Below are 10900 nucleotides of genomic sequence, written 5' to 3'. Positions count from 1 at the left end.
GCCCCAGCCCCTGTACGCCGCGGTCGCCGCGGGCTCGGGCACGTACGCGAACGGGCGGCAGCACCAGACCGGGATGCACCACATCCCGGCGGCCCTGCCGCCCGCTCCGCGCCGGGGCTACTGACCGCCCCCGCCGCTCGACGCCACCGATGCCGCACCGGTACCGGCACCACTGCCCCCTCGGGCACCGGCACCGCTACCGGCTCCGCCGGCGGCCTTCCGCCGCCGGCCCCCGGCCGCCGGTCCTACTTCTTCTTGGCCGCCTTGCTGCCGCGCTTCTCCCGCACCCGCACCGAGATGTGGATCGGGGTGCCCTCGAAGCCGAACTCCTCGCGCAGGCGCCGCTCGACGAAGCGCCGGTAGCCGTGCTCCAGGAAGCCGGAGGCGAAGAGCACGAACCGCGGCGGCTTGGTGCCCGCCTGGGTGCCGAAGAGGATGCGCGGCTGCTTGCCGCCGCGGATCGGGTGCGGGTGGGCGGCGACCAGCTCACCGAGGAAGGCGTTGAGGCGACCCGTGGGAACGCGGGTCTCCCAGCCCGCCAGGGCCGTCTCGATCGCCGGGACCAGCTTCTCCATGTGGCGGCCGGTCAGCGCCGAGACGTTGACCCGCGGCGCCCACGCGACCTGCTGCATCTCGGTCTCGATCTCGCGCTCGAGGTAGTAGCGGCGCTCCTCGTCGAGGGTGTCCCACTTGTTGTACGCGATCACCAGCGCCCGGCCCGCCTCGACGGCCATGGTGATGATGCGCTGGTCCTGCACGCTGATCGACTCGCTGGAGTCGATCAGGACGACCGCCACCTCGGCCTTCTCCACGGCCGCGGCCGTGCGCAGGGAGGCGTAGTAGTCGGCGCCCTGCTGGAGGTGGACGCGCTTGCGGATACCGGCGGTGTCCACGAACTTCCAGGTCACCCCGCCGAGCTCGATCAGCTCGTCGACCGGGTCGCGGGTGGTGCCGGCCAGCTCGTTGACGACCACGCGCTCCTCGCGGGCCACCTTGTTGAGCAGCGAGGACTTGCCGACGTTCGGGCGGCCGATCAGCGCGATCCGGCGCGGGCCGCCGAGGCCGGCGCCGCCGAAGGTCTGCGCGGGGGCCTCCGGCAGCACCTCCAGGACCTGGTCGAGCAGGTCGCCGGTGCCGCGGCCGTGCAGGGCGGAGACCGGGTAGGGCTCGCCCAGGCCCAGGGACCACAGGTAGGCGGCGTCGGCCTCGCCGGACTGGCCGTCGACCTTGTTGGCGGCGAGCACCACGGGCTTGCCGGCCCGGCGCAGCAGCTTGACGACGGCCTCGTCGGTGTCGGTGGCGCCGACCTTGGCGTCCACGACGAACACCACGGCGTCGGCGGCCTCGATGGCGTACTCGGCCTGGGCGGCGACGGAGGCGTCGATGCCGAGGACGTCCTGCTCCCAGCCGCCGGTGTCGACGACCTTGAAGCGGCGGCCCGCCCACTCGGCCTCGTAGGTCACGCGGTCGCGGGTGACGCCCGGCTTGTCCTCGACGACCGCCTCGCGGCGGCCGATGATGCGGTTCACCAGGGTCGACTTGCCGACGTTCGGCCGGCCGACGACGGCGAGGACGGGGAGCGGGCCGTGGCCGGCCTCCTCGATGGCGCCCTCGACGTCCTCGATGTCGAAGCCCTCTTCCGCGGCGAGCTCCATGAACTCCGCGTACTCGGCGTCGCCAAGCGCTCCGTGGTCGTGCTGGTCGTTCATGAAGTCCGTTCCTCGTCGTTCGTGGTGGTCGGTGGCACCCGCGGACGGGCCCACTACTGGTTCAAGTCTCGCAGCTCACGCCCGGCCGGTCGCCCGCTCGCGCCCGGTCAGACGCTTGGCGTCGGCCAGGTGGGCCGTGAGGTGCTGCTGGATGCGTACGGTGGCCTCGTCGAGCGCGGCCCGGGTGCGCCGCCCGGAGGCGTCGCCGGCCTGGAAGGGTTCGCCGAAGACGACGTCGACCCGGCTCTTCAGCGGCGGCAGCGCCTTGACCAGCCGGCCGCGGCGCTCGGTGCTGCCCAGCACCGCCACCGGCACGATCGGGGCTCCCGAGCGTACGGCGAAGTAGGCGAGGCCGGCGCGCAGCGAGGCGAAGTCGCCCTCGCCGCGGGTGCCCTCGGGGAAGATCCCGAGCGCGCCGCCGTCCTTGAGCACGCCGAGGGCCCGGGTCACGGCGGTGCGGTCGGTGCCGGAGCGGTCGACGTCGATCTGGCCGATGCCCTGGAGGAAGGGGCCGAGGGGGCCGACGAAGGCCTCCTTCTTGATGAGGAAGTGCACCGGCCGGGGTGCCGTCCCCATCAGCATCGGCCCGTCGATGTTGTGGGCGTGGTTGACCGCGAGGATGACCGGCCCGGTGGCCGGTACCTTCCAGGCGCCGAGCACGCGGGGCCGCCACAGCCCGTACATGAGCCCGATGCCGATCCGCCGCCCGACCGCCGCACCCTTGAGGGAGGGCGTCTCGCTCACTTCGCGGCCGCCCGCTTCTCCTCCACGAGGGCCACCACGCGGTCGATCACCTGGTCCAGGGTCAGCTCGGTGGTGTCGACCTCGACGGCGTCGTCGGCCTTGGCCAGCGGGGAGGTCTTCCGGCCGGAGTCGGCGGCGTCCCGCTTGATCAGGGCTTCCCGGGTGGTCGCGAGGTCCGCGGCCTCCTTGCCCTTGAGCTCGCCGTTGCGGCGGGCGGCACGGGCCTCGGCGGACGCGGTCAGGAAGATCTTCAGGTCGGCGTCGGGCAGCACGGTGGTGCCGATGTCGCGGCCCTCGACCACGATCCCGCCCTCGGCCGCCGCGGCGATCTGCCGCTGGAGCTCGGTGATCAGGGTGCGCACCTCGGGGACCGCGCTGACGGCGCTGACCTTGGAGGTGACCTCCTGGGTCCGGATCGGGCCGGCGGCGTCGAGGCCGTCGACCGTGATGGTGGGGGCGGCCGGGTCGGTGCCGGACTCGATGACCGGCTTGCCGGCGGCCACCGCGACCGCGTGCGGGTCGTCGGTGTCGACGCCGTTGGTGATCATCCACCAGGTGATGGCCCGGTACTGGGCACCGGTGTCCAGGTAGCGCAGCCCGAGCGCGGCGGCCACGGCCTTGGAGGTGCTGGACTTGCCCGTGCCGGAGGGACCGTCGATGGCGACGATCACGGCGGACGGAGCGACGGTTTCCACGGGGCGAGCGCCTTCCTGGTCGGACGTGCGGGTTCCGGGCGCGGCAAAGCGCCCCTGTCCAAGGTTACCGGCCCCGCGCGCCGCCGGTTTCCGCGTTCCCGGCCGCCCGGGGTGCCGCTACTGCTGGCGCAGCGCCCAGCCGCGCTCGCGCAGCTCGGCGGTGAGCGCGGCGGCGGAGCGGGGCTCCACCATCAGTTGCACCAGGCCCGCCTGCTGCCCGGTGGCGTGCTCGATGCGTACGTCCTCCACGTTGACCCCGGCCCGGCCGGCGTCGGCGAAGATCCGCGCCAGCTCGCCCGGCCGGTCGCTGATGAACACGGCCACCGTCTCGTACTGGGCGGGGGCGGCGCCGTGCTTGCCCGGCACCCGGTCCCGGCCGGCGTTGCCGCGGCGCAGCACGTCCTCGATGCCCTTGGCGCCGCGCCGGCGGTCGGACGCGTCGGTGGACTGCAGGCCGCGCAGGGCCTGCACGGTCTCCTCCAGGTCGGCGGCGATCCCGGAGAGCACGTCGGCGACGGGCCCCGGGTTGGCGGAGAGGATCTCCACCCACATCCGCGGGTCGGAGGCGGCGATCCGGGTCACGTCGCGGATGCCCTGGCCGCACAGCCGTACGGCGGACTCCTCGGCCTCCTCCAGCCGGGCCGCGACCATGCTGGAGACCAGCTGCGGGGTGTGCGAGACCAGGGCGACGGCCCGGTCGTGGGCGTCGGCGTCCATCACCACCGGCACCGCCCGGCACAGGGCGACCAGCTCCAGGGCCAGGTTGAGCACTTCGTGGTCGGTCTCGCGGGTGGGCGTGAGCACCCAGGGGCGGCCCTCGAAGAGGTCGGCGGTGGCGGCCAGCGGCCCGGAGCGCTCCTTGCCGGCCATCGGGTGCGTCCCGATGTACGCGGCGACGTCCACACCGCGGGCCTCCAGCTCCCGGCGGGGCCCGCCCTTGACGCTGGCCACGTCCACGTACGCCCGGGCCAGGCCGCGGCGGATGGCGTCGGCGAGGGCGTCGGCGACGTGGGCCGGGGGCACGGCGACGACCGCGAGGTCCACCGGGCCCTCGGGCGGGTCGTACGTGCCGGCGCCCAGCGAGGCGGCCGTACGGGCGGCGGCGGGGTCGTGGTCGGCCAGGTGCACGGTCACCCCGCGCCCGGCGAGCGCGAGCGCCGCGGAGGTACCGATCAGTCCGGTTCCGATGACGACGGCGGTTCTCACTTCGGGGCGCTCCTCGTTGCTCCACTGCTCCACGGTCCGGCGTGATCAGCGTAGCCAGCGGCGCTCCCCCGGGCCGCATCGGGGGAACTCCGCCGGCCCCGGCCGGCCCCGGCCGGCAGCGCCCGCGGCCACAGCATGTCCGACGGACAATGTCACCCGGTCCGCCCCGTGACGCCACCGGGCGGACCGGCTGGGGTAGAACGTCGGCATGATCTTCCACATCGTCGCGCTCGCCGACTGGTCGGCCCGCCCCGACCTGCCCTACGCCCCCGCCTCGCTGGAGGCCGAGGGCTTCGTGCACTGTTCGGCGGACCGCCCCACCGCCCTGGAGATCGCCGACCGGTACTACCGGGGGACGCCGGGCACGCTGCTGGCGGTCGAGCTCGACGAACGGGCGCTGACCTCCGAGGTGAGCCGTGAGGGTGCCTCGGGCGCCCGCTACCCGCACGTCCACGGCCCGCTGGACCGGGCGGCCGTGATCCGGCTCTGGGAGGTCGTGCGCGAGCCGGGCCGGCCTGCCGTCCTCGCCCCGTGGGAACCGGGCGCCTGACCGGCGCGGCGCACGGACGCCGCCGCCCGGCGGGGTCCAGGATGCTGCCATGAGCGAACCCCTGCGTACCGCCCGGCGCACCGCCCTGGCGGCGGGCTGCGCCGCCCTGGCCGGCGGCGCCCTCGGCGCCTGCGGCTCGGCCGAGGAGCCCGGCACGGAGCCGGGGACCGGCACCGGTCCGGCGACCGGCACGGCGACCGGCACGGCTCCGACGACCGGCGGCGCCACCGGCGCCACGCTGATGCGCACCGCGGACGTGCCGGTGGGCGGCGGCAAGGTCGCCGTGGCCGAGAAGGTGGTGGTCACCCAGCCGCAGGCGGGCACGTTCAAGGCGTTCTCGGCGGTCTGCACCCACCAGGGGTGCTTGGTGGGCAAGGTCGAGAACGGCACCATCGACTGCCCCTGCCATGGCAGCACGTTCGCGATGGCCACCGGCGCGGTGACCCACGGTCCGGCCACCCGGCCGCTGCCGACGCGCGCCATCACGGTCCAGGGCGACGAAATCAAGCTCGCGTAGCCACCGGGCCCGCGCCTACGCTCGCCCGATGGACGAGCACGAAGCGCACGACGAGCACGAAGCGCACGACGAGCAGGACGAGCACGAGGCACAGGACGAGCAGGCCGGGCGGAGCCCGCAGGCGGACACCCTGGCACCGCTGACCCTGGTGCGCGAACACACCGTCTACTCCTGTGTGATGGGCTCGCGCGCCTTCGGCCTCGCGACCGGGGCGAGCGACACCGACCGGCGCGGTGTCTACCTGGCGCCCACGCCGTCGTTCTGGGGCTTCGACAAGCCGCCGACGCATGTCGAGGGGCCGCGGGAGGAGCAGTTCTCCTGGGAGCTGGAGCGCTTCTGCGAGCTGGCGCTCAAGGCCAACCCCAACATCCTGGAGTGCCTCCACTCCCCCTTGGTGGAGGTGCTCACCCCGGTCGGTGCGGAACTCCTCGACCTGCGCGGGGCGTTCCTGTCCCGCCGGGCCCACGCGAGCTTCAGCCGGTACGCCGTCTCCCAGCGCGGCAAGCTGGAGGCGGACGTGCGTCTGCACGGCGGCCCGCGCTGGAAGCACGCCATGCACCTGCTGCGGCTGCTGCTGTCCTGCCGCGACCTGCTGCGCACCGGCCGGCTCACGATCGACGTGGGCCCGTACCGGGAGGAGCTCCTCGCGGTGAAGCACGGCGAGCGCGGCTGGGACGAGGTGACGGCCTGGATGACCCGCCTGTTCGAGGAGACCGAGGCGGCCCTGCGGACCACCACGCTGCCGGCCGAGCCGGACCGGGCCCGGGTGACGGACTTCCTGCGCCGCACGCGCCGGGCCTCGGCGGCAGCGGCGGCGTAGGACGGCGGCGGGCCGGGCCCGCCACCCCGCCGCCGTCCTACGGTCCTAGGGCTGGTCCCAGAGGGCGCCGAAGGCCAGCAGTTCCTCGCGGTACTCGATCCGGCCCTCCCAGTCCCGGGGCCAGACGTCGGCGCCGAGGTGGGCGCCCGCGAAGGCCCCGGTCAGGCAGGCGATGGAGTCGGAGTCCCCGGCGGTGCACGCCGCCCGGCGCAAGGCGGTCAGCGGCTCCTCGGGGAAGAGCAGGAAGCAGTGCAGGGCGGTGGCGAGGGCCTCCTCGGCGATCCAGCCCTCCCCGGTGGCCAGGCACGGGTCGACCTCCGGCGAGGGCCTGTCCAGGGCGGCGGACAGCCGGTCCAGGGCGGCCAGGCACTCGTCCCAGCCGCGGGCGACGAAGGAGGCCGGGGTGGCGTCCGAGGGGGTCCGCATCCACAGGTCGCCGAGCCAGCGCTCGTGGTACGTGGTGCGCTGCCGGAGGGCGTAGGAGCGCAGCCGGCCCACCAGGCCGGTCACCTCCACGCCCTGGGCCAGGAGGTGGACGGCGTGCGCGGTCAGGTCGGAGGCGGCCAGCGCGGTGGGGTGCCCGTGGGTGAGGGCCGACTGGAGCTGGGCGGCGCCCGCGCGTTCCTCCTCGGTCCAGCCGGGCACCAGTCCGACGGGTACCACCCGCATGTTGGCCCCGCAGCCCTTGGAGCCGACCTGGCTGGCGTCCCGCCAGTCGCGGTCCGGGTCCTTCAGCAGGTTGCAGGCGCGCAGGCAGGTGTTGCCGGGGGCGCGGTTGTTCTCGGGCGACCGGTACCACTCCACGAACTCCTCGCGGACCGGCCGGGTCAGCCGGAGCGGGGCCAGCGGTCCGCGCTCGGCCGCGGTGCGGATGCCGCGGGCGAGCGCCAGGGTCATCTGGGTGTCGTCGGTGACGATCGCCGGGCGCGGCAGCCTCATCTCGCGCCAGGGGCCGCACTTGGCGAGGATCGACGGCACGTCGTTGAACTCGGTGGGGAAGCCCAGGGCGTCGCCGAGGGCGAGGCCGATCAGGGCCCCGGTTGCCGGTCGCTTGGTGGTCATCGGCGGTGTCCTTCCGGGCGGAGCAGCGGCGGGTGGAGCGCGGTGGCCGGGCCGGCGCGGTAGAGGGCGGCGGGTTTGCCGCGGCCCCCGGTGAGCCGGGCGGCGCCCGGTACGGCCTCGACGAAGCCGGGGGTGGCGAGCACCTTGCGGCGGAAGTTGGGGCGGTCGAGCGCGGTGTCCCAGACCGTCTCGTAGACCGCCTGGAGCTCGCCGAGGGTGAACTCGGGCGGGCAGAAGGCGGTGGCGAGGCAGGTGTACTCCAGCTTCGCGCCGACCCGGGTCCGGGCGTCGGCGAGGATCCGGTCGTGGTCGAAGGCGAGGGCACCGGTGTGGTCCACGGGGACCCAGCGGGCCCGGTCGGCGTCGCCGCCGCCCGTCCCGGAGGGCTCGGGGAGGTCCGGGACCAGCGCGGTGAAGGCGATGGACACCACCCGCATCCGCGGGTCCCGGTCCGGTTCGCTGTACGTGCGCAGCTGCTCCAGGTGCAGTGTGCCGACCACGGCGGCCGACAGGCCGGTCTCCTCGGCCAGTTCGCGCCGGGCGGCCCGCTCGGCGGACTCCCGCGGCAGGACGAACCCGCCGGGCAGCGCCCAGGCCCCGAGGTGGGGTTCCTGCCCCCGCCGGATCAGCAGGACGTGCAGCCGGCCGCCGCGGACGGTGAACACCGCGAGGTCCACGGTGACGGCGAAGGGCTCGAAGGCGTAAGGGTCGTAGCCCGCCGGGATCCGGGCGGTCATGTGCGTGTCCTCCCCCTGGGGGACGGCCGTCGCTCCTGGTCCACCCCCGTGGGCCCAGGAACGGCGACCGCGCCCGCCTTTATGGTCGTACTGACTATAAAGAGGGTTCGGGGTCCGGGCAAGCGAAAAGCCCGTGGCGCTGCGGGAGCACCACGGGCTTTCGGAGAGGCCACGTACGGCGGGGGCCGCGGGGTACGGCGCGGGCCGGCCGCGTACGCGGCCGCGTACGGCCGGGGAGGGGCTAGAGGCCGACCTCGCGCATCAGCATGCCCACCTCGGTGTTGGTCAGGCGGCGCAGCCAGCCGGACTTCTGGTCGCCGAGCTCGATCGGGCCGAAGGCCGTACGGACCAGCTTCTCGACGGGGAAGCCCGCCTCGGCGAGCATCCGGCGGACGATGTGCTTGCGGCCCTCGTGCAGGGTGACCTCGACCAGGTAGTTCTTGCCGACCTGGTCGACCACGCGGAAGTGGTCGGCCTTGGCGTAGCCGTCCTCCAGCTGGATGCCGGACTGCAGGCGCTTGCCGATCTCGCGCGGCAGCGGGCCGGTGATGGCCGCGAGGTAGGTCTTCTGCACGCCGTACTTGGGGTGGGTCAGCCGGTGGGCCAGCTCGCCGTGGTTGGTGAGCAGGATGATGCCCTCGGTCTCCGTGTCGAGACGGCCGACGTGGAAGAGCCGGGTCTCGCGGTTGGTGACGTAGTCGCCGAGGCACTGGCGGCCGTCGGGGTCCTCCATGGTGGAGACCACGCCGGCCGGCTTGTTGAGCGCGAAGAACAGGTACGACTGGGTGGCGACGGTCAGGCCGTCCACCTTGATCTCGTCCTTCTGCGGGTCGACCCGCAGGCCCTGCTCGGTGACGATCTTGCCGTTGACCTCGACGCGGGCCTGCTCGATGAGCTCCTCGCAGGCGCGGCGCGAGCCCATGCCGGCCCGGGCCAGCACCTTCTGCAGGCGCTCGCCCTCCAGCTCGGCACCGGGGAAGGTCTTGGGCGTCCTGATCTCGGGCTTGTTCGCGTAGCGCTCGCGGTTGCGCTCCTCGATCCGGGCCTCGTACTCGCGCGGACGGGACTGTCCGCCGCGGGGGCCGTAGCCTTCGCGGGAGCCGCCGCCCTGGGCGCCGCCCCTGCCGCCGCCCTGGGGGGCCCGGGGGCCGCCCTTGGCGCCGCCGCGCGCCGAGGCGCCGCGGGCGCCGCCGGAGGGCTTGCCGCCGCTGGAGGGCTTGCCGGCGCCGGAGCGGCCGGCGCCGGAGCGCTCTCCCTCGGGGCCGACGTCGTAGCGGCGCTCCTCGGGGCGGGGACGGCGCGGACGGCCCTGGGGCTGGCCGCCCTGCCGGTCGTCGCGCGAGTTGCCGGCGCCGCGGTAGTTACCGCGCCCGCCGCTCTTGCCGCTGTTCCTGTTGCCGCCGCTGCTTCGCATCAAAGTTCCGTCTTGTCGTCTTCGTCTGTGTCCGGGGCGTCCGGATCGAACGACGGGACGCCTTCCTGCGTCTCGGCCTCGATCGCTTCCGCCTCCGGGAGGAAGGGGGCGAGCTCGGGGAGCTCGTCCAGGCCGCGCAGGCCCATCCGCTCCAGAAAGTAGTTCGTCGTCCTGTACAGGATCGCACCTGTTTCGGGTTCCGTCCCCGCCTCCTCCACCAGACCGCGCTGGAGGAGGGTCCGCATGACCCCGTCACAGTTGACGCCGCGCACCGCGGAGACCCGCGAGCGGCTGACCGGCTGCCGGTACGCGACCACGGCCAGGGTCTCCAGAGCGGCCTGGGTGAGCCGGGCCTGCTGGCCGTCCAGGACGAAGGACTCCACGGCCGGGGCGTACTCCGCACGGGTGTAGAACCGCCAGCCGCCGGCGACCACGCGCAGCTCGAAGCCGCGGCCCTGGACGGTGTACTCGTCGGCCAGTTCGCGCAGGGCCTCGGCGACCTCGCGGGGGGTCCGCCCGAGGACCTTGGCGAGGTGGGCCTCGGTGGCGGGCTCGTCCACCACCATGAGGACGGCCTCCAGGGCGGGCTTGAGCGCCAGGTCCGCGGGCCCGGCGGGCCCGCTGCTCGGCTCGGTCGTCATTCGGCTTCCTCCACCACGCGGTCGAACTCGTCGGTCACGGCCGGGCCGGCTCCCTCGCCGCCGCTCCAGCGGACCGTGAGCGGCCCCAGGGCCTGCTCCTGGTCGAGTGCGACGGCCTTCTCCCGGTAGAGCTCCAGCAGGGCCAGGAAACGGGCCACGACGGTGAGGGTGTCCGGGGCGCCCTCGGTCAGCTCCTGGAACGTGGCCTCGCCCCTGGCCCGGAGCAGCCGTACGACGATCTCCGCCTGCTCGCGGACGCTGACCAGCGGGGCGTGGATGTGGTCGACGTAGACCTGGGGCGCGGCCCTGGGCTGCATGGCCTTGACGGCGAGCCGGGCGAAGCCTTCCGCGCCGATGCTGATGACCACCTCGGGCAGGAGCTCGGCGTGGTGGGGCTCCAGGCCGACGGTACGGGGGTAGCGCCGGGCCTCGGCCTCGGCGCGCTCCTCGAAGAGCGCGGCGATCTGCTTGTACGCCCGGTACTGCAGCAGCCGGGCGAACAGCAGGTCCCGGGCCTCCAGCAGGGCGAGGTCGGCCTCGTCCTCGACCTCGGCGGCCGGCAGCAGGCGGGCGGCCTTGAGATCGAGCAGCGTGGCCGCGACGACGAGGAACTCGGTGGTCTGATCGAGGTCCCAGTCGGGCCCCATGGCCCGGATGTGCGCCATGAACTCGTCCGTGACCTTGGACAGGGCGACCTCGGTGACGTCGAGCTTGTGGCGAGCGATCAGCTGCAGCAGAAGATCGAAGGGCCCTTCGAAGTTCCCCAACCGCAGAGTGAACTTCCCCCCCGCCCCTTGCCCAGCCC

Annotated in this window: 12 protein-coding genes; 3 read left to right on the top strand and 9 right to left on the bottom strand. The window is 74.3% G+C overall.

Annotation, left to right across the window (positions count from 1 at the left end):
- Positions 1-245: 245 nt before the first annotated feature.
- The 4 genes from der to EF918_RS25940 form a co-directional block, all read right to left on the bottom strand.
- Positions 246-1709, bottom strand: a complete 1464-nt coding sequence (gene der, locus EF918_RS25955) for a ribosome biogenesis GTPase Der (RefSeq protein WP_125651061.1) — start codon at positions 1707-1709, stop codon at positions 246-248.
- Between the two features lie 75 nt (positions 1710-1784).
- Positions 1785-2393 carry a 1-acyl-sn-glycerol-3-phosphate acyltransferase gene (locus EF918_RS25950; RefSeq protein ID WP_125651063.1) on the bottom strand — a complete coding sequence of 203 codons (609 nt, stop codon included), beginning with the start codon at positions 2391-2393 and terminating at the stop codon, positions 1785-1787.
- 56 nt (positions 2394-2449) lie between these two features.
- Positions 2450-3148 (bottom strand): (d)CMP kinase, encoded by a 699-nt coding sequence (cmk, locus tag EF918_RS25945; RefSeq protein WP_125651059.1) that lies wholly within the window; start codon positions 3146-3148, stop codon positions 2450-2452.
- A gap of 117 nt (positions 3149-3265) precedes the next feature.
- A complete protein-coding gene (locus EF918_RS25940; protein WP_125651057.1) occupies positions 3266-4354 on the bottom strand; it encodes a prephenate dehydrogenase in 1089 nt (362 codons plus the stop codon).
- Positions 4355-4562: 208 nt separating this feature from the next.
- Between EF918_RS25940 and EF918_RS25935 the strand changes: the two genes are divergently transcribed.
- From EF918_RS25935 to EF918_RS25925, 3 genes are all read left to right on the top strand, one after another.
- On the top strand, positions 4563-4904 hold the full coding sequence (locus tag EF918_RS25935; protein ID WP_125651055.1) for a DUF952 domain-containing protein: 342 nt from the start codon (positions 4563-4565) through the stop codon (positions 4902-4904).
- A 49-nt stretch (positions 4905-4953) separates the two neighbouring features.
- The gene (locus EF918_RS25930; RefSeq protein WP_125651052.1) at positions 4954-5421 is read left to right on the top strand and encodes a Rieske (2Fe-2S) protein; all 468 of its coding nucleotides are present in this window, start codon (positions 4954-4956) and stop codon (positions 5419-5421) included.
- Between the two features lie 130 nt (positions 5422-5551).
- Positions 5552-6241, top strand: a complete 690-nt coding sequence (locus EF918_RS25925) for a nucleotidyltransferase domain-containing protein (RefSeq protein WP_260610678.1) — start codon at positions 5552-5554, stop codon at positions 6239-6241.
- Positions 6242-6286: 45 nt separating this feature from the next.
- Here the strand turns inward: EF918_RS25925 and EF918_RS25920 are convergent, their stop codons facing one another.
- The 5 genes from EF918_RS25920 to EF918_RS25900 all read right to left on the bottom strand — a co-directional run.
- Positions 6287-7303, bottom strand: coding sequence for an ADP-ribosylglycohydrolase family protein (locus tag EF918_RS25920; protein ID WP_125651048.1), 1017 nt, complete (start codon positions 7301-7303; stop codon positions 6287-6289).
- A complete protein-coding gene (locus EF918_RS25915; protein ID WP_125651046.1) occupies positions 7300-8040 on the bottom strand; it encodes an NUDIX domain-containing protein in 741 nt (246 codons plus the stop codon). The genes EF918_RS25920 and EF918_RS25915 overlap by 4 nt, the downstream gene beginning before the upstream one ends.
- 241 nt (positions 8041-8281) lie before the next feature.
- Positions 8282-9454 carry a pseudouridine synthase gene (locus tag EF918_RS25910; protein ID WP_125651044.1) on the bottom strand — a complete coding sequence of 391 codons (1173 nt, stop codon included), beginning with the start codon at positions 9452-9454 and terminating at the stop codon, positions 8282-8284.
- Positions 9454-10095, bottom strand: a complete 642-nt coding sequence (scpB, locus tag EF918_RS25905; protein WP_125651042.1) for an SMC-Scp complex subunit ScpB — start codon at positions 10093-10095, stop codon at positions 9454-9456. The genes EF918_RS25910 and scpB overlap by 1 nt, the downstream gene beginning before the upstream one ends.
- Positions 10092-10900 (bottom strand): ScpA family protein (locus EF918_RS25900; protein ID WP_125651040.1); only part of this gene is annotated, 809 nt, incomplete at its 5' end. The genes EF918_RS25900 and scpB, both read right to left, overlap by 4 nt.

The organism is Streptomyces sp. WAC06614 (assembly GCF_003949795.1).
In the GTDB taxonomy this organism is placed as follows: domain Bacteria; phylum Actinomycetota; class Actinomycetes; order Streptomycetales; family Streptomycetaceae; genus Streptomyces.
Note: the sequence above shows the minus strand (reverse complement) of the source record. Positions and strands in the feature narration are given on the sequence as shown.

Bases quoted from the DNA above. Each gene is read 5' to 3' on its own strand.
- der (WP_125651061.1), bottom strand. From the start codon at position 1,709: ATGAACGACCAGCACGACCACGGAGCGCTTGGCGACGCCGAGTACGCG.
- EF918_RS25950 (WP_125651063.1), bottom strand. From the start codon at position 2,393: ATGTACGGGCTGTGGCGGCCCCGCGTGCTCGGCGCCTGGAAGGTACCG.
- EF918_RS25935 (WP_125651055.1), top strand. From the start codon at position 4,563: ATGATCTTCCACATCGTCGCGCTCGCCGACTGGTCGGCCCGCCCCGAC.
- EF918_RS25930 (WP_125651052.1), top strand. From the start codon at position 4,954: ATGAGCGAACCCCTGCGTACCGCCCGGCGCACCGCCCTGGCGGCGGGC.
- EF918_RS25920 (WP_125651048.1), bottom strand. From the start codon at position 7,303: ATGACCACCAAGCGACCGGCAACCGGGGCCCTGATCGGCCTCGCCCTC.
- EF918_RS25915 (WP_125651046.1), bottom strand. From the start codon at position 8,040: ATGACCGCCCGGATCCCGGCGGGCTACGACCCTTACGCCTTCGAGCCC.
- EF918_RS25910 (WP_125651044.1), bottom strand. From the start codon at position 9,454: ATGCGAAGCAGCGGCGGCAACAGGAACAGCGGCAAGAGCGGCGGGCGC.
- scpB (WP_125651042.1), bottom strand. From the start codon at position 10,095: ATGACGACCGAGCCGAGCAGCGGGCCCGCCGGGCCCGCGGACCTGGCG.